This is a genomic window from Phyllobacterium sp. 22552, from assembly GCF_052044585.1.
Taxonomy (GTDB): domain Bacteria; phylum Pseudomonadota; class Alphaproteobacteria; order Rhizobiales; family Rhizobiaceae; genus Phyllobacterium; species Phyllobacterium ifriqiyense.
In genome coordinates this window covers 28,884-47,746 of record NZ_JBQENG010000001.1, presented here as the reverse complement: position 1 = coordinate 47,746, position 18,863 = coordinate 28,884, and the positions used below count along the sequence as shown (strand labels likewise).

General features: G+C 52.3%; 14 protein-coding genes and 1 tRNA gene. 9 read left to right on the top strand and 6 right to left on the bottom strand.

Annotation, left to right across the window (positions count from 1 at the left end; all coding sequences use genetic code 11):
• Positions 1-45: 45 nt before the first annotated feature.
• Entirely contained in the window at positions 46-948 is a 903-nt protein-coding gene (gene galU, locus ACTJI9_RS00230) for a UTP--glucose-1-phosphate uridylyltransferase GalU (protein ID WP_162802453.1), read from the bottom strand.
• Between the two features lie 296 nt (positions 949-1,244).
• On the opposite strand from galU, the gene ACTJI9_RS00225 reads away from it, so the two are divergent.
• On the top strand, positions 1,245-2,471 hold the full coding sequence (locus tag ACTJI9_RS00225; protein WP_440805278.1) for a lytic murein transglycosylase: 1,227 nt from the start codon (positions 1,245-1,247) through the stop codon (positions 2,469-2,471).
• A 67-nt stretch (positions 2,472-2,538) separates the two neighbouring features.
• A complete protein-coding gene (locus ACTJI9_RS00220) occupies positions 2,539-3,843 on the top strand; it encodes an SGNH/GDSL hydrolase family protein (protein ID WP_440805275.1) in 1,305 nt (434 codons plus the stop codon).
• Positions 3,844-4,050: 207 nt separating this feature from the next.
• Here the strand turns inward: ACTJI9_RS00220 and ACTJI9_RS00215 are convergent, their stop codons facing one another.
• Both ACTJI9_RS00215 and gltB read right to left on the bottom strand, forming a co-directional pair.
• Positions 4,051-5,505, bottom strand: coding sequence for a glutamate synthase subunit beta (locus ACTJI9_RS00215; RefSeq protein WP_115052251.1), 1,455 nt, complete (start codon positions 5,503-5,505; stop codon positions 4,051-4,053).
• A 113-nt stretch (positions 5,506-5,618) separates the two neighbouring features.
• Positions 5,619-10,337 (bottom strand): glutamate synthase large subunit, encoded by a 4,719-nt coding sequence (gltB, locus tag ACTJI9_RS00210; protein WP_440805272.1) that lies wholly within the window; start codon positions 10,335-10,337, stop codon positions 5,619-5,621.
• A 429-nt stretch (positions 10,338-10,766) separates the two neighbouring features.
• Between gltB and ACTJI9_RS00205 the strand changes: the two genes are divergently transcribed.
• Positions 10,767-11,816: a threonine aldolase family protein gene (locus ACTJI9_RS00205; protein ID WP_440805269.1), complete on the top strand. Its 1,050-nt coding sequence runs from the start codon at positions 10,767-10,769 to the stop codon at positions 11,814-11,816.
• 46 nt (positions 11,817-11,862) lie between these two features.
• On the opposite strand, the gene ACTJI9_RS00200 is transcribed toward ACTJI9_RS00205, so the two are convergent.
• Positions 11,863-12,330 (bottom strand): Hsp20 family protein, encoded by a 468-nt coding sequence (locus tag ACTJI9_RS00200; RefSeq protein WP_115052249.1) that lies wholly within the window; start codon positions 12,328-12,330, stop codon positions 11,863-11,865.
• A gap of 268 nt (positions 12,331-12,598) precedes the next feature.
• On the opposite strand from ACTJI9_RS00200, the gene ACTJI9_RS00195 reads away from it, so the two are divergent.
• Together ACTJI9_RS00195 and ACTJI9_RS00190 are read left to right on the top strand one after the other, a co-directional pair.
• Positions 12,599-13,021, top strand: a complete 423-nt coding sequence (locus ACTJI9_RS00195) for a hypothetical protein (protein ID WP_115052248.1) — start codon at positions 12,599-12,601, stop codon at positions 13,019-13,021.
• A 184-nt stretch (positions 13,022-13,205) separates the two neighbouring features.
• Positions 13,206-14,189, top strand: a complete 984-nt coding sequence (locus tag ACTJI9_RS00190) for an alpha/beta fold hydrolase (protein WP_440805264.1) — start codon at positions 13,206-13,208, stop codon at positions 14,187-14,189.
• Here ACTJI9_RS00190 and hisN read toward each other — a convergent pair.
• Entirely contained in the window at positions 14,179-14,952 is a 774-nt protein-coding gene (gene hisN / locus ACTJI9_RS00185) for a histidinol-phosphatase (RefSeq protein WP_115052246.1), read from the bottom strand. The genes ACTJI9_RS00190 and hisN overlap by 11 nt on opposite strands.
• A 237-nt stretch (positions 14,953-15,189) precedes the next feature.
• Complete coding sequence (locus tag ACTJI9_RS00180) at positions 15,190-16,080, bottom strand: N-formylglutamate amidohydrolase (protein ID WP_115052245.1); 891 nt, start codon at positions 16,078-16,080, stop codon at positions 15,190-15,192.
• 264 nt (positions 16,081-16,344) lie between these two features.
• Between ACTJI9_RS00180 and cpdR the strand changes: the two genes are divergently transcribed.
• The 4 genes from cpdR (at position 16,345) to ACTJI9_RS00160 (ending at position 18,855) form a co-directional block, all read left to right on the top strand.
• Positions 16,345-16,707 carry a cell cycle two-component system response regulator CpdR gene (gene cpdR / locus ACTJI9_RS00175; protein WP_115052244.1) on the top strand — a complete coding sequence of 121 codons (363 nt, stop codon included), beginning with the start codon at positions 16,345-16,347 and terminating at the stop codon, positions 16,705-16,707.
• Between the two features lie 100 nt (positions 16,708-16,807).
• Positions 16,808-16,882, top strand: a tRNA-Val gene (locus ACTJI9_RS00170).
• Positions 16,883-17,247: 365 nt separating this feature from the next.
• On the top strand, positions 17,248-18,123 hold the full coding sequence (locus ACTJI9_RS00165; protein ID WP_440805260.1) for an FkbM family methyltransferase: 876 nt from the start codon (positions 17,248-17,250) through the stop codon (positions 18,121-18,123).
• A gap of 114 nt (positions 18,124-18,237) precedes the next feature.
• Positions 18,238-18,855 carry a DsbA family protein gene (locus tag ACTJI9_RS00160; protein WP_440805257.1) on the top strand — a complete coding sequence of 206 codons (618 nt, stop codon included), beginning with the start codon at positions 18,238-18,240 and terminating at the stop codon, positions 18,853-18,855.
• Positions 18,856-18,863 lie beyond the last annotated feature (8 nt).

The following is an 18,863-nucleotide window of genomic DNA, read 5'->3' as shown; positions in this document are numbered from 1 at the left end:
CGCAAAACATTGGGAGCAGCCAAGGCCGCTCCCAACTAAAATAGATCACTGCCCCTTTGGCTTGATCGTCTTCAGCATATTGCCAATATTGTCGAACACACCATTGCGGATGTCCTCGCGCCACAGTGCGAAGGCCACATTAGCCTCAACGAAGCCCTCTTTGGAGCCGGTATCATAGGTACGGCCCTTGAAATGATAACCGAAGAAATCCTGTTCTTTGGTCAGTTTGAGCATGGCATCCGTCAGCTGGATTTCATTGCCCGCACCGCGTTCCTGATTTTCCAGAATGTTGAAAATCTCCGGCTGGAGAATATAGCGGCCATTAATGTAAAGATTTGAAGGCGCAGTGCCTTTGGCGGGCTTTTCTACCATTTCCGTCAGCTCAAACCCATTGCCGACCGGCTTGCCTTGCCCGACAATACCATATTTGTGTGTTTCAGCCGGGTCGCATTCCTGCACCGCAACGATATTGCCACCCGATTGATTGTATAGCTCCACCATATCGGCCAGACAGCCATTCTTTTCCGGCTGCATGATCATGTCAGGCAAAAGCAGCGCAAATGGCTCATTGCCGACGATATCGCGTGCGCACCAGACGGCGTGGCCAAGCCCCATCGGCACCTGCTGACGGGTAAAGCTGGTTGTGCCCGGCCTTGGCTGAATGCTCTGCAATTCTTCCAGCAAGGCTGTTTTACCGCGCTCCGTCAGCGATGAATATAACTCGTACTGCGCGTCGAAATAATCTTCGATAACAGCCTTGTTGCGGCCCGTAACGAAAATAAAATGTTCAATACCAGCTTCGCGCGCTTCATCGACCACATACTGAATGACTGGCTTGTCGACGACTGTCAGCATTTCTTTCGGAATGGATTTTGTTGCTGGAAGAACGCGGGTTCCAAAACCCGCAACGGGAAAGACGGCCTTGCGAATTTTCTTCAGTGTCGTCATCGGTACCTCGTTGGTGTTGCATGCGATTTCTTCGTTAAAGCATCTATTGTCGTCGTGAACTCACAAAAGCCGCAGTAACAATTCAAATTTTGATATAATTCCCAAATACCGATTCTGGTTTTTGGTTAGATCCTGGACAATCTGGCCTCAAAGAACGAAAATGCACAGGCCTGTAAAATAAATATTCTTTGCCGATGTTAATGTGGGCACTGAGGAAGGCATGGTAAACTAATTCCTAACTTTGACATGCTAATATTATCGTCTGAACCTGTGGGAACACATTTCGAGGGCATAACATGATTGAAGCTTCGTCGGCATTGTCTAAACGTTTTTGCATGATTGCAGCTGCGGCGGGTCTTATCCTGTCACTCAACGTCAACAATGCCTCCGCCGATGCAAAGTTCCAGGCTTGGATCGCCGATTTCAGGGCAACGGCGATGGCCAGCGGCATTTCTGCGGCAACCTATAAGCGCGCCTTTGCCGGCGTCACGGAGATCGATCCGGAAGTCTTGGAGAAGGCGAAATTCCAGCCGGAATTCACTGCGCCTGTCTGGGATTATATTGATAACCGCGTCAATGAAAACTCGGTGGCAACAGGCCGCGAAATGGCCAAGAAGTACAGCCGTTGGCTGGGTGCCATTGAGAAATCATTCGGCGTTGATCGCAATATTCTTCTCGCAATCTGGTCGATGGAAACCAACTACGGCGAGATCATGAAACGCGATGATGTGATGCGCGATGCTGTGCGCTCGCTCGCCACTCTTGCCTATGCTGACCCGCGCCGGGGCAAATTCGGCCGCACGCAATTGATTGCCGCCATGAAAATTCTTCAGTCCGGCGATATTGACCGCAGTCACCTTACCGGTTCATGGGCAGGCGCGCTCGGCCATACGCAATTCATTCCGACAAGTTATATCGCCTATGCCGTGGATATGGATGGCAATGGCAAACGCGACATCTGGAACTCCGTGCCTGATGCCTTGGCGACAGCCGCCAATCTTCTTCGCAAGAATGGATGGCAGAGCGGCCAGACATGGGGTTATGAGGTTGTGCTGCCTGCCGGGCGCAAATTCCCCGCCGGTTCAAAGTCCATCGCAGAGTGGCAACAACTCGGAGTCGTCCGTGCCAATGGCAAGGCTTTCCCCAATGGCAGCGTAAAAGCGACGTTGAAAGTGCCGGATGGACGCCAAGGTCCGTCATTCCTCATGACCAAGAATTTTTTCGTGCTGAAAAACTACAATAATGCCGATAAGTATGCATTGGGCGTTGGCCTTTTGGCCGATCAGATTGCCGGTTCAACGGGCCTGCGTCAGGACTGGAACCGGCCGTTTACGCCCATCACAATGAAAGAACGCGAAGAACTTCAACATCATTTGACCGAACTCGGCTATTATGACGGCAAGGTAGATGGCAAGATCGGCAGTAGTTCGCGCAATGCCATTCAGGCATTCCAGACCCGCATGGGCCTGGACCCTGATGGTCACCCCAGCAAGGAAGTGCTGACGATCCTGCGCAAGAAGTAGGGGGAGAGTCTGTCGCACCGCGCGAACGTGTAGCGTGGTTCGACAAGCTCACCGTGAGGAATGTGGTTTGACGGCAGAAACTAAAGAAACTCAGAGGTTGCCACTTTCTTTGCAACCCACGAAGCTTCCTCGTGGTGAGCTTCCTGAGCGCTTGTCGAAAGACGAACCACGCACTGCGCCCGAGCAAAGAATTATACGGCTGGCAGGTTTTGCTATGGCGCTCGGACTTTCTGGGATACTCGTTTTCACCGAAACCGCAGCTGCCCGAACCCTGCTCGATATGCTGATGGGACGTCGTGAAATTTATCGCGAAGATACCGACCGCCTGATCGATGATGGCCGGAGGGTCCGCCCTCGGCCTAAAAATCGCGCAACCAAACCCGCGCGCCCGAAAGCAGCTCCGGCAGGACCGCAATCGGGACCCGCGCCATCGGTAGCGGTTGAACCAGCCATTCCTGACAAATTGCCTGATGCCAAGACAGTTCTTGTCGTTGGCGACTTCATGGCCAGCGGTCTGGCAGAGGGTCTTGAGGCAGCTTTTATCGATAGCCCCGGCGTGCGCATCATTGATAAGGCCGATGGCTCATCCGGGTTCGTGCGCGACGACCATCGCAATTGGCCTATGACCATAGGTGGATTGATTGAAACGGAAAAACCTTCAGTCGTCGTGGTGATGGCGGGAGCCAATGACCGGCAGCAATTTACCGGTGTTCAGTCTGAGGCCAAGGGAAAACCATTCCTGAGTGAAGAATGGTCGAAGGAGTATCAGGCTCGGCTCGGTGCATTTCTAGATGCTGTCGAGAAAACCGGCAAACCGGTCGTCTGGGTCGGGCAACCGGCTTTCAAAACCAAGAGCATGACCAATGACGTGCTGGCCTTTAACGAACTCTATCGCAATGCCGCTGAAAAAGCCAAAGGCACGTTCGTCGATGTGTGGGATGGCTTTGTTGATCAAAGTGGCTCGTTTACGCTTACCGGCTTCGATATGTCGGGGCAAACGGCGCGCCTGCGTAACAATGACGGAATCGGCCTGACCCCTGCCGGCAAGCGTAAACTCGCTTTCTATGTCGAAAAGCCATTGCGCCAAATGCTGGGTACAGCCACCGCGCCCGATATTGCCGCCATCAAACCGGGTGCTCCCGTGCAGGCATTGCCGGAAACGCCATCCGGTCCTGTCAGAGTTGACAGGCTTGCGCCAATCAGCCTGAATGATCCCGAACTGGACGGCGGCACCGATCTACTTGGCGCCTCCACGCGCTCCGTCCCCGCTGCCGAAAAATCGGACCGCGATCTGCTCATCAAACAGGGTGTGACACCAGCAAGCCAGCCCGGACGCACAAATGATTTTTCTTGGCCAAAACCGGCCAAATAGGGCCGACACTGGTACTCGCGCGCCACGTGCATGAGATTGTCATCGGGATTTCCGCAAAAATAATCCGACAAGTTGCGAACTCAAATCAGAATTTCCGAAACTGATACAAAAACAACGAAAACTCTCTGGGAATTGCCAAAGAATCGTCGATTTTTGCCGAAAAATTGTAACTACCGCGTGCAATTTGGTTGCGCGCGGTAGAAATACCTATCGAGGGAGCACCGAACTTCCCATTAAAGCCTCATCTATTGAAGCTGCCGCCTGACGACCTTCCCGGATCGCCCAGACCACCAGTGACTGTCCCCGCCTGACATCGCCAGCGGTGAAAAGCTTGTCGACACTGGTACGATAATCGACATCATCCGCTACAACCGAGCGGTTGCCACGACGGTCGGCTTTCATTTCCAGCGAACCGGAAAGTTCTTTGACAATCCCGTCTTCGAACGGGCCGGAAAAGCCGATTGCGATGAAGGCAAGATCGGCCTTGATGAAGAATTCCGTTCCGGCAATAGGCTTGCGTGCCTCATCCACTTCACAGCATTTCACATGGGTCAGCTCGCCATTTTCTCCAATGAATTCAAGCGTTGCCACCTGAAATTCACGGGCAGCACCCTCGGCTTGCGATGAAGAAGTACGCATTTTCGTTGCCCAGTAAGGCCATACGCTCAACTTGTCTTCTTTTTCTGGAGGCTGCGGGCGGATGTCGAGCTGGGTCACTTTTACCGCGCCTTGACGGAATGCCGTGCCCACGCAGTCAGACGCCGTATCACCACCGCCAACAACCACAACGTGCTTTCCGGACGCGACAATCGAGTCGCTTTTCCAGGCAACGGATTCAATGTTTTCACGGCCTACACGACGATTTTGCTGAACCAGATAGTGCATCGCATCGTGGACACCTTCAAATTCAGCGCCGGGAATGCCTGCAGGGCGCGGCGTTTCGGCGCCGCCGCAATATAAAACGGCATCGTAGCTATCGATAAGCTCCTGAATTGGCTTATCAATTCCCACATTGACGCCGCAGAAGAAAGTGACGCCCTCACCTTCCATCTGACTCACCCGCCGGTCGATGAAATGCTTTTCCATTTTGAAATCCGGAATGCCATATCGCAGCAATCCACCTGGCTTGCTCTCGCGTTCGTAAACATGAACTTCATGTCCTGCGCGACCAAGTTGTTGCGCCGCCGCCATCCCTGCCGGACCCGAACCGATGATCGCAACATTCTTGCCGGTCTTGGAAGCGGCTGGTTGAGGAATGATAAAACCGGTTTCGTAGGCCTTGTCAGCGATGGCCTGCTCGACCGTCTTGATCGATACCGGCACATCTTCAAGGTTCAGCGTACAGGCTTCTTCGCAAGGCGCAGGGCAAATTCTGCCTGTAAATTCAGGGAAATTATTGGTGGAATGCAGGTTCCGGATCGCCTCATCCCAATTGTCATTGTAGACAAGGTCATTCCAGTCAGGGATCTGGTTGTGAACCGGGCAACCCGTAGGGCCATGACAAAACGGAATGCCGCAATCCATGCAGCGTGCCGCCTGCTTTTTGACCTCGCCATCTGTCATGGGAATGGTGAATTCCCTGAAGTGGCGGATGCGGTCCGATGCCGGTTGATACTTGCCAACCTGCCTGTCTATCTCAAGAAAACCTGTAACCTTACCCATAAAACTGCTCCCCTCGCCTCTCGGAGGACCACCCATATCGATTTAAATCAACGGGCAGCATTGGACCTTTGCCGAGCATCGCAACAGCGACGCTCGAAGCTAAGGCATTGAAACTATTCGGCTGCGACACCCATCCGCATACGCTCCATATCCTCGAGCGCGCGTCGGTATTCCACCGGCATAACTTTCACGAATTTCGGCCTGAAACTCTCCCAATTATCGAGAATTTCTTTCGCGCGGCCAGAACCCGTATAGTGCATATGGTTCGAAATCAGTTGAACCAGACGTTCTTCATCATGCCTTGTCATATTGGCCGAAACATCAACACGCCCCTTATGTGCCAGATCACCGCCATGATGATGAAGCTTCTCAAGGATGTCATCTTCTTCCGGAACCGGCTCCAGCTCAACCATGGCCATGTTGCAACGCTGGGCAAAATCGCCAGCTTCATCAAGGACATAGGCGACACCGCCGGACATGCCGGCTGCGAAGTTCCGGCCCGTTTGGCCAATGACGACGACAACGCCGCCGGTCATATATTCGCAACCATGATCGCCGGTGCCTTCGACAACGGCAATTGCTCCGGAATTACGAACAGCAAACCGTTCGCCCGCGACCCCACGGAAATAAGCCTCGCCTTCAATTGCTCCGTACAGCACGGTATTGCCAACGATGATTGAATCTTCCGGCACGATTTTCGTATTTTCAGGCGGGCGAATGACAATGCGGCCACCGCAAAGTCCCTTGCCTACATAATCATTGCCGTCGCCAATCAACTCGAAGGAGATGCCTCTGGCCAAAAATGCAGCAAAAGATTGCCCGGCCGTACCTGTGAATCTCACCGAGATTGTATCTTCTTTTAGTCCCTTGTGCCTATAACGCTTGGCAACTTCACCAGAAAGCATTGCACCTACAGAGCGATCCACATTCTTGATGCCCATTTCGATCTTGACCGGTTGCTTGCTTTCGAGGGCGGGCAGCGCCTGCTCAATAAGCTTGCGGTCGAGAATATCGAAGATTGGATGGTTTTGTCGTTCTGTCCAACGTGTCTTTTCCTCGGGCGCTTCCGGCTTGTGGAATATGCGAGAGAAATCGAGCCCTTTGGCTTTCCAATGATCAATCGCCTCGCGCTTTTCGAGAAGTTCGGCTTTGCCGACGATCTCTTCGAACCGCGTGTAACCCATCTCAGCCAGGAACTGACGAACTTCTTCCGCCATATAGAAGAAGAAGTTGATCACATGCTCAGGCGTGCCCTTGAAGCGCTTGCGCAAGACCGGATCCTGCGTTGCAACGCCAACGGGACAGGTGTTCAAGTGGCACTTGCGCATCATGATGCACCCTGCCGCTATCAATGGAGCGGTAGAGAAGCCAAACTCGTCCGCTCCCAAAAGTGCGCCGACAATGACGTCACGACCGGTTCGCAGGCCACCATCGACCTGCAAGGCTATGCGCGAGCGAAGCCCGTTAAGCACCAGCGTTTGCTGGGTTTCAGCAAGGCCCATTTCCCATGGGCTACCGGCATGCTTGAGCGACGTCAGCGGCGATGCACCTGTGCCGCCATCATAACCGGAAATGGTAATATGATCAGCGCGCGCCTTGGCCACACCGGCAGCAACTGTGCCCACCCCAACTTCCGAAACAAGCTTAACCGACACATCCGCTTCGGGATTGACGTTCTTCAAATCGTAGATCAGCTGGGCCAGATCTTCGATGGAATAGATGTCATGATGCGGCGGCGGCGAAATCAGGCCAACACCGGGCGTCGAGTGACGGGTCTTGGCAACTGTCGCATCGACCTTATGTCCGGGAAGCTGACCACCCTCACCGGGCTTTGCGCCCTGGGCAACCTTGATCTGCATCATGTCAGAATTGACGAGATATTCGGTTGTGACACCAAAGCGACCTGACGCCACCTGCTTGATCGCCGAACGTTCCGGGTTTGGCTTGCCATCGGGCAGCGGGTAGAAGCGATCGGGCTCCTCGCCGCCTTCACCGGTATTCGACTTACCACCAATACGGTTCATCGCTACAGCCAATGTTGTATGGGCTTCGCGGCTGATCGAGCCGAACGACATGGCACCCGTGGAAAACCGCTTTACGATTTCCTTGGCAGGCTCGACATCATCAATCAAAACTGGCTTGCGGCCGGTATCGGCAGCCATTTTGATATTGAACAGGCCCCGAATGGTCTTGGCCCTCGCCGATTGGCTGTTCACCATATCGGAATATTCTTTAAACGTGCTGGCCGAGTCCGTACGCACGGCATGCTGCAGCTTTGCTACCGCGTCCGGCGACCACAAATGTGCTTCACCGCGCATGCGATAGGCATACTCGCCGCCAACATCGAGTGTAGTGGACAAAACAGGATCATTGCCAAAGGCGTCACGATGGCGGCGCACTGTTTCTTCCGCTATTTCCTCAAGTCCTACGCCTTCGATCATCGTCGCCGTACCGAAGAAGAAGCGATCAACAAATTCCGACTTCAACCCGACAGCGTCAAAAATCTGAGCACCGCAATAGGACTGATAGGTCGAAATGCCCATCTTCGACATGACCTTGAGGATGCCCTTGCCGATGGACTTGATGTAGCGCGATACAACTTCCCTCGAATCCACTTCCGGCGGAAATTCACCCCGCTTGTGCATATCGAGCAATGTATCAAAAGCCAGATACGGATTAATTGCTTCCGCACCATAACCTGCAAGGCAGCAGAAATGATGCACTTCACGCGGCTCGCCCGACTCAACCACGAGACCAACTGACGTACGCAGCCCTTTGCGGATCAGATGATGGTGAACGGCCGCGGTTGCGAGAAGCGCCGGGATTGGAATCCGGTCCGGACCAACTTGGCGATCGGAAAGAATGATGATGTTGTAGCCGCCGTGAACCGCCGCTTCAGCGCGATCACAAAGCCGCTCCACGGCACCGGCCATTCCAGCAGCGCCTTCTTCAACATTATAGGCCGTATCGAGCGTCTTGGTGTCAAAACGATCTTCCGTATGGCCGATGGAGCGAATTTTCTCCAGATCTCCATTGGTCAGGATGGGCTGGCGTACTTCCAGCCGCTTGCGGCGCGATGTTCCAACCAGATCGAAAAGATTTGGGCGTGGACCGATGAATGAAACAAGACTCATCACCAGCTCTTCACGGATCGGATCAATCGGCGGATTGGTGACCTGTGCGAAGTTCTGCTTGAAATAGGTATAAAGCATCTTCGACTTGTCAGACATTGCCGAGATCGGCGTGTCAGTACCCATCGAACCAATGGCTTCCTGGCCCGTCGTCGCCATGGGCGACATCAGGATTCTTGTGTCTTCCTGCGTGTAGCCGAATGCCTGCTGGCGATCGAGAAGGCTGACATCCTTGCGCAAGGCGCGCGGCTCAACCGGGCTCAATTCTTCCAGGATCAACTGGGTGTTCTTGAGCCACTGCTTGTATGGATGGCGATTGGCTATTTCGGATTTGATCGTGTCATCAGAAACAATCTCACCCTTTTCCATATCGATCAGCAGCATGCGACCGGGCTGCAACCGCCACTTCTTGACGATCTTTTCTTCCGGCACGGGAAGTACGCCCGCCTCCGAGGCCATGACCACGAAATCATCATCAGTCACGAGATAGCGCGCTGGACGTAGACCATTGCGGTCCAAGGTCGCGCCAATTTGACGGCCATCCGTGAACGCGACAGCAGCTGGTCCATCCCACGGCTCCATCAGCGCAGCATGATATTCGTAAAATGCTTTTCGATCATCCGCGATCAGCTTGTTACCGGACCATGCCTCGGGGATCAGCATCATCATTGCATGGGCAAGCGAATACCCGCCCTGAAACAGGAACTCCAAAGCATTATCAAAGCACGCCGTATCCGACTGGCCTTCATAAGAAATTGGCCAGAGCTTTGAGATGTCGTTGCCAAAAAACTCGGAATCAACCGAAGCCTGTCTCGCAGCCATCCAGTTGACGTTGCCGCGCAACGTGTTGATTTCGCCGTTATGCGCAACCATACGGTAGGGATGCGCCAGCTTCCAGGAAGGGAACGTGTTTGTCGAAAACCGCTGATGCACAAGCGCGACAGCGCTGACAAAGCGTGGGTCCTTCAGATCCTTATAATAGGCACCCACCTGATAGGCGAGAAACATGCCCTTATAGACAATCGTACGGGCAGACATTGAGACAACGTAAAAGTCGCTCTCCTTGCCACCGTTCTCTTGATAGATACGGTTTGAAATCACCTTGCGCAGGACAAACAGGCGACCTTCGAAGTCTTCATTGGATTCAATATTCGGGTTGCGTCCAATGAAGACCTGACGATGAAACGGCTCGGTGGCAGCAATATGCGGAGCCTTTGACAAAGACGAATTATCAACGGGCACGTCACGGAAACCGATAAGTGTCTGGCCTTCCGAAGCAATAACTTCCGCTACGACTTGCTCGATATGTGCACGCTCTTCCGGGTCCTGCGGCATGAAGAAATAGCCAACGGCATATTGATTGACCGGAGGAAGCTCGACACCCTTTTCTGCCCATTCCGCGCGAAAAAACGCGTCCGGAATCTGGACAAGCATGCCAGCACCGTCGCCCATCAATGGATCGGCACCAACAGCGCCGCGATGGGTCAGGTTTTCGAGCATGAAAAGCCCGTCTTCGATGATCTTACGGGACTTCACACCCTTCATATGGGCAACGAAGCCCACACCACATGCGTCATGTTCATTACGGGGATCGTAAAGGCCTTGGGCTTTCGGGAAACCTGACAATTTATTGGTTTTGACCGCACGATTCTGTACGGCCTGAGCGAGTTCAGTCGTTACAGATGGCGTCAAATCCGACATCGTCAATTCCTCCATTGAAGCCCTCACAGGGCGGTCTTAGTCATATGGGACGGAATAGCATAATTCCTGCCCCGCTTCATGCGGCATATCTTCCGATTGTAGATTGCGGGCACCTTAAGAAGGACGAAAGCACTTGACTGCCGTCCTCAATTACCAGTCTCCGCAAATAGGACAGCAATGCTGTCGTATCAGCGTATGCCAGAATTATTCCAAACAAACAAGATGGAAAAGCAAAAAATAACATCATTCCACGAAAGAAGATTGCGTCAAATTGTCAATTTGCTCGCATTAGTTACGAGAGCAGGTGTTTCCGCTAAAAATAGAATGCTGAATAGTTACTTCCTCCAATATTAACAGTTACGGCTGCTTTCCACTATGCTTCTAAAGGCGTAAGCCTCTGCTCATCCATCCTGAAGAGAGGTTTGCTTCATGCACTTTGCGTCCGATAACTGGGCTGGCGCCCACCCCAAAATTGCCGCGAATTTAAACCGGCATTCCGATGGCTTTGCCTCGGCTTACGGCACCAGCACGCTCGACCGCGCAATAGATGAAACATTCAACACAATCTTTGAACGGGAAGTCGCCGTTTTCTTCGTCGGAACTGGCACTGCCGCCAACTCGCTTGCCCAAGCTGCCATCGGCAGGCCAGGCGGCGTAACCTTCGCTCATCGTGAGGCCCATCTGATTGATGACGAGGGCGGAGCACCAGGCTTTCTCTCAGCTGGAGGCCGTTTTCAGCCGGTAGACGGTCCGACCGGGCGTATTGATACTAATAATCTTAAAACAGCTATTCGGGGATTCGTCCCCGGGAATGTGCACGCCGGACAGCCAATGGGTGTCTCAATTACCCAATCCACAGAAATCGGCACCATCTATGAGCTCGGCGAAATTTCAGCGATTTCAGCACTGTGCAAGGATAATAGCCTGCCACTCCATATGGATGGCGCTCGCTTTGCCAATGCGCTCATTACCCTTGGCTGCAGTCCTGCGGATATGACGTGGAAACAGGGTGTCGACATTTTGTCGTTCGGAGGAACCAAGAACGGCTGCTGGTGTGCAGAAGCATTGATATTCATGAACCCCGATCAGGCAAAGGACGTGCCCTTTATCCGAAAGAGATCCGCGCAGCTCTTTTCAAAGTCGCGTTTCGTTGCAGCGCAATTCGAAGCCTATTTTGCTGGCGGATTATGGCTGGAGCTCGCGACCCACGCCAATACGATGGCGCGCTTTCTTGCAGAACAAATTGCTGGTTCGAAGAAGATGAGACTTGCCTGGCAACCCCAGGCAAACGAAGTCTTTGCGATTGCCCCCAAGGGTGTTGTGGCGAGCCTACAGGCAAGCGGAGCCATTTTTTATGAGTGGAAGCCGCCCCACAACGAAGAAAACCTGCTTGCAAATGACGAAACAATGATCCGCCTCGTAACCAGCTTTGCTACGACGCAAGAAGAAGTCCGCCAATTTGGCGATCTGATCGCATAAAAAGCGGCGCATTGCTGCGCCGCTCTCCACTCATCGCAGTAGCCGCTTAGTTAGTGGCTTTTGCTTCTATCTGCTTGGCTTCGTTATCGGACAAAGCCGTAACCGCAATCTTGCGCGGCTTCATCTCTTCCGGAATTTCGCGCTTGAGATCAATGTGCAGCAAGCCGTTTTTCAGGCTGGCCCCATTTACCTCGACGAAATCGGCAAGATGGAAACGGCGCTCAAATGCGCGAGACGCAATACCGCGATACAAAGTTTCGGAATCTTCCGACTTTTCAGCAGTCTTTTCGCCCGTCACCTTGAGCTGGTTGCGGTGGGCTTCAATCTGGATTTCATCCTCAGAGAACCCGGCAACGGCCATTGTGATGCGATAGGTGTTCTCGCCTGTCCGCTCAATATTATAGGGCGGATAAGTTTGGGCACCTTCCGGCTGAGCCAAACTGTCGAGAATCGTGAAAAGCCGGTCGAAACCGACGGTTGAACGGTAGAGTGGTGAAAAATCAACGTGACGCATGGGTAAGCCCTCCTTTAGAGCGACAATGTTTGCGTTTTTTGATTCACGTCAGAATCCCCGATGTGGCAAATTCTGTTGAACCAGCAACCCCGATATGGCGGCTGCAAACCATATTTGGTAAGCGCAATTCCGGGTTTCAAGTCTATTTGTATGAAACTGCGACGTTCAATGAACGCAAAATGAACATCATCTTCGGAATACGTTCAGCTCGATGATTTTATAACTACACCCAAGGTCGGATACGGTCCGGCATATAAAGGATAGGACAATGAAAAGACCCCTTATCGCTCTTACTGCAGCCGCCGTTTTGATCACAGGCTTCGCCTCCTCGGCATTTGCTCAGGAACGTTATTATCGCGATAACTCACCTGCCATCTATCTGGAGCAGGACGAATCGGATGGCTATCTCATTCAGGATCGTGGCCGTTACGATCGCGACCGTTCGGACTGGCGCGATGACCGCCGTGAACGCTTTGGGCCACGCGATGTTGCCCGCATGCTGGAGCGTCGCGGTTACCGGGTTCGCGATATCGATTTCGAACGTGGCCGTTATTTTGTAAGAGCTTCTCGCCGCGGCAATCCGGTGATTGTCGTCGTATCCCGCAGAGGCGAAATTCTTGAAACCCGCCGCGTCGGACGTGACCGTGATCGCCGCTCCGGCTTCAGCATCGAGATCAATCCGGCCTACTGATAAAAAAGCCGAAATCATTGCAGATGTAACGTCCCTTCCATCTGCAATGTACTGACCGGAAGCTCTCAGGCAGAGTTTCCGGTCGATCTTTATTTTTAGCTCTGCCGTTTCAGGCATTGTTTGACGTTCTGTCGGAGCGGCTTTATCACGGAGGCAACTTGCTCTTTGAGGCACCCGACCGCACATGATCCGATCACTCGTCGAAATTGCGTCCAATCCTATTCCCGCGGGTACCCGTGTCGATAGCTTTGATCTGCCGGATCGCAAGCAACTGCGTTATGCAATCATCCCCGCCAGCACATCCCAGATCCGCGGAACTGTCATTATTTTGCACGGTCGTAGCGAATGTATCGAAAAATATTTCGAAACAGCCAGGGATATTGCGGCGCGGGGTTTTACAGTGGCCACATTTGACTGGCGTGGCCAAGGGGCCTCAAGCCGTATTTTACGTGATGCGGCGCGAGGCCATATAAAAAGCTTTGAACATTATGTTGCCGACTTCGAAAGGTTTTTCGAAACCGTGCTTCTGCCCGATTGCAAGGGCCCGTTCTATGTTCTGGCTCACTCCACCGGTGCCCTCATAGCACTGCTTGCAGCGCCCTCCATGTCCAACCGAATCCATCGCATGGTCCTGACATCACCCCTGCTTGATATTCCCATGACGCGCTTACAAAGAATGACGGCAAGGATCGTCGCAAACTCGCTGCGCTCCATTGGGCTTGGCAGAACCTACATGCTCAGCGGCCCATACAAGGCCAGGCCTTTTGAAAACAACCCGGTGACATCGGATGCCAGCCGTTACAAGCGCCAATGCGATGTACTCGAACAAGCGCCGGAACTCGCTCTTGGTGGCCCGACAGCAAGCTGGATTGTCGCTGCCGCAAAAGCGATTAACAGGGTCAATCGCCCTGAATTTATCGAGAAAATACGCATTCCATTACTGATTATCGCAGCTGGCGCGGACACCATTGTCTCAACCCCGGCGATAGAGCGTTATGCTGTGCAACTGCGCAACACCACTCTTCTCACAATTGATGGTGCAAAGCATGAGATTCTGCAGGAGGCTGATTTCTATCGCGAACAGTTTTTTGCAGCATTTGATGCCTTCATTCCGGGAACAGGCAACGAACCAACGCAATTATCGGACGAGACAGAGCTTACTGATTGAGCAAGGCGAGCGCTTTGGCGTGCAGTTCCGGTGTAGCCGCCGCAACAATGTCGCCTGCTTTTTCCGCCGCGCCACCATCCCAGGTTGTGATAACACCACCGGCCTTTTCGATGATAGGAATCAACGCCACGATATCATATGGGTGAAGTCCGGTTTCGATCACCAAGTCGACAAATCCTGATGCCAACATTGCGTAAGCGTAGCAATCTGTCCCGTAACGCGCGAGGCGCGCCGTCGACTCGATCCTGTCATAGGCTTCCCGCTGCGCACCCTTGAAGAGCGCTGGCGTAGTCGTAAACAATGTTGCCTCGGCCAGTTCGGTGGTCTTGCGCGTTTGCAAACGCCGAACCCCGTCAGGTCCTTCGTACCAAGAGGCATCGCCATCGCACATGAAAAGCTCGCGCGTGAATGGCTGAGACATTACCCCCGCCACCGCATCGCCATTGATTGTTAGTCCAGCCAGCGTTCCCCATACCGGCAGGCCGGAGATGAAGGCCCGCGTCCCATCAATAGGATCAATGACCCAAATGTTTGGCTGCGCTAAATTCTCTCCACCAAATTCCTCGCCTAAAATTCCATGTTCGGGGAAAGTTGCATTTATCAAGCTACGTATGGCTCGCTCGGCTTCCCTGTCAGCTTCGGTAACCGGATCAAACCCTGTCTGATATTTATTATCGACCAGCGCTACTGTGCGAAAACGCGGCAGTGTCTGCTGGGCTGCAACCTCGGCGATTTGCTTCAAAAAGGTAAGATCGATGACCAAAATAGCTCCTGATGACTTTATTATTCTCTTTTGTGATCAAACCGCGCAATTTATGCGCGTTTTTTAGGCATGATATAAGAATGCTAAAAAATCACTCAAATACCTTGACATTTGTGCGACGCAGCATAAACTAGAAAATGGACGGGGTGACCTGTCTATGCCCTCCTTGGGCGTTTCCTCCCTAGACTTAGGCCGCGCTCACGCGCGGTCTTTTTTATTGAGATATGGTGTGGATCCCTATTCTGCCGCCAAGGGCGTATCGAGAAAATAAAAATCCGGCAGGGAAACCAGGTCCGCAAGGAACAGTCCGATATCCCGTTGAAGCTGCTCAAATCCGGGTTTTTTTTCGTAGGTATTCTCATTCAGATAAAGGCCGCGATTAACCTCGATCTGCAATGCATGCATATGCTTCAGGGGACGGCCATAATGTTCAGTGATGTAGCCGCCGGCATAAGGCTTGTTGTGTGCAACCACATAACCCATTTCGCGCAACAATTGTATGGCGGCGCTGGCTAATTCGGGCGCGCAACTCGTGCCAAATCGGTCGCCTATGATGAAATCCGGGCGCATTCCGCTTTCTGGAAAGCGGATACTGGCAGGCATTGAATGGCAATCGACCAGTACGCCATAGCCAAAACGGGCACATGTCGTCGCAAGCACATTTCCGAGCATTAAATGATAGGGCTTGTAGATACTATCGATACGTCCGAGCGCTTCCGAAATATGAAATTTTTGCGCGTAGATTTCCTGCCCTTCCCCAACAAGCCGCGGAATCGTGCCGAGGCCGCCTGCCACCCTGGCAGAATGTCCATTCGCAAACGAAGGCAGTGGCTCCAAAAACATTTTAGGGTCGAGTTCATAGGGCTCGCGATTGACGTCAAGATAAGCACGCGGGAAATGCGCCAGCATTAACGGTGCCCCCAGCATTACGGCTGATGCGAAGAGTTGATCCACAAAGCAATCTTCCGAGCGGCGGATGGTATGCGCATCAAGCTGTGATTGCAGGATGAATGTCGGTGGATAGAAACGGCCGCTATGGGGTGAGTTAAAAACAAATGGAATGCGCTGATCGGATGGCTGCCGCAATTCAAATGGAGAGCTATCGGGGAAATCGCGGTTGACGGTCATCATTCACTTCAAATGTTATTGCTGAACCTGCGGGCAATGCCTGAATACTCTAGATCAAGTTTGCCTGTAATGGAATTGATCGTGCAAGCAACATTCGCTGATCTTTCTTAAGATGATCTATCCGCGCCGGACCACCTCGACATTTCGCGCGTTCAGCCTTATTTCTAGCAAATCATTCACGTGATCTTTACCAAAAAAGCGCTTTGTAGATTTTACAGAACGCTGGTCTGGGGATGATCGGCGCTAGATAATTCGGACGGACCGATGAAAAGAATACTTCTTGCAGAAGACGACAATGATATGCGGCGCTTCCTGGTGAAGGCGCTGGAGAAAGCTGGCTATCACGTCACGCATTTCGACAATGGAGCCAGCGCCTATGATCGTCTCCGTGAAGAGCCATTTTCCTTGTTGCTGACGGATATTGTCATGCCGGAAATGGACGGGATCGAATTGGCCCGCCGGGCATCTGAAATCGATCCGGACCTGAAGATCATGTTTATCACTGGTTTTGCTGCCGTGGCTCTAAATGCCGATTCGCAGGCACCAAAAGATGCCAAGGTTCTATCCAAGCCATTTCACTTGCGCGATCTCGTCAATGAAATCGAAAAAATGCTCGTCGCAGCCTAATTGCGCCGAGCTAATCCGATATTCCTGCAAGAAAGCCCGATAAGTTCCTTTAACAGCTATTGACGGACACAATTCAATATGGTGTATGCGCCCGGCAGATGGGCGTGTAGCTCAGCGGGAGAGCACTACGTTGACATCGTAGGGGTCACAGGTTCAATCCCTGTCACGCCCACCATCTGACCTTCCTCTCTATTATTGATACTTAAGGCGAATGCCGTAATGCGCGTGTTTGCCCTGCACTGCGCCTTTCCTTGTAGCATCAGCAAGGAAGACTCTGAATAGTCAGCGTTTGGTCAGCTACACTCCCTCGCATGTCCCTCGAACTACTTTTATCTATCAGTAGGAATGAAAGAATTTCCGCGTTTACCTTGAGTTCTGAAATATACAAACGCCCTTGCGTTTGATTATCACAGCGTTGAATATTGCCCCCGCGCACTCCTCTCAAGAGATATAAGCGCTTTATAATCGGGTGCCAGAACAATGATGATCACGACTACCGCTGACATAGATTATGCGTTCCGTTTGATTTTGGGTCGAACAATGAACGAAGTTGAAAAATCTCACTACACTTATGTAGGTCAGCCGCTTGAAAGCATTGTTCGCATGTATCTCAACTCACTTGAGTTTCAGAGCCGCCGCTTACTTGACCCAGCATCTGATCGGCAGATCGAAAAGGTCTTTCTCAATGACGCATGGATTTATGCGGATCGAAATGATCCGGATGTCGGGATCAATGTCATCGGTGGTGCCTATGAACCAAATGTGACGAGGGTATTCGAACAATACGTCAAGCCGGGAATGCACGTCATAGATATCGGGGCGAATATTGGTTACTTCACCATGCTCTGTGCGAAACTGGTCGGAAGCCAGGGACGCGTTCTGGCGGTAGAGCCGAATGTCGAAAACGGTCGTTTGCTTGTGGCAAGTCGCGACGCGAATTCCTTCAGCCACGTTAATGTTCTTTTGAGCGCGGTCGGTGATAAAACCGATGTACTCGCCCTGAATGGATCCGGTTCCAACGGCGTCAGCGCTACGCTTCAATCGGGACAGTCACTCGAAATCAAACGCTTAATCCCTTGCGTACGGCTCGATGATGTCTTGCATGACTGGAATCGGGTTGATTTCGTCAAGATCGACATTGAGGGTGCAGAATACCGCGCCTTTACCGGCATGATAAATACATTGAGAAAATTTCGCCCCATTATTGTCAGCGAATTCAGCCCAAATCTAATCGGCTGGATATCCAGCGTCACGCCCGAGACCTATTTGAAATTCCTTATAGACCTTGGCTATCAAATTTCCATTATCACTGCAGAGGGCACATTACTTGACCGGGGACAGGATGTTCCGGCGATAATGAACGATGTGTACACAGCGGACAGCGATCACATCGATATTGTTGCGATGCCGATCTGATAAAAGCGGACGAATCCAAGCCACGGGCTTTTACTCGTTTTTCTCAATCCGGCGCCCCAAATATGCCGTTCCTTTCGCCATGATGGCGAGCAGATAATGCTGGCCGGGGAACTGATGACCAATCCATTTTTGAATCGCCGTGATCTTCTGACTGTGGCTTTAAGCAGCGTATTTTTACCTAAGATAACTGAGGCGAAAGAACAGCTACGGGAAGATCATCCTATGTGGGCTGTATTTGGCAACACGAAAGGTAGCGTGACAATCGTCGAATTCTTCGAATATCAATGCCCCAATTGCAAAAAGCTTCATCCTCAACTGGAAGAACTGCTGAAAGACAATAAATCGATACGATTGATTATGAGAGATTGGCCCATATTCGGAGATACTTCAGTTTACGCTTCAAGAATGGCTTTGGCCGCTGGGTATAGCGGCCAACACGAACAAGCATTCGGCGCTCTCATGAAGGTGCCGGGCAGGCTCACGTTGAAACGGGTAGATGAAACCTTACGAGCAGCTGGCATCCACACTGACCGGGTCAGGGATGCCTTGGAACAAAATTTCGATACCATACAAGGGCGGTTGGATCATAACGCTGCGCAGGCAAAATCACTAGGGCTAGCCGGCACACCCGCCTTCATCGTGGGCCGGGAGCTCTATCCGCGAGTGACTGACATTGACACGCTTCGCGCCGCCGTTGATAAATCAGGAAGCAGATTGCCTGCCGTCCGGTAACATAGCGA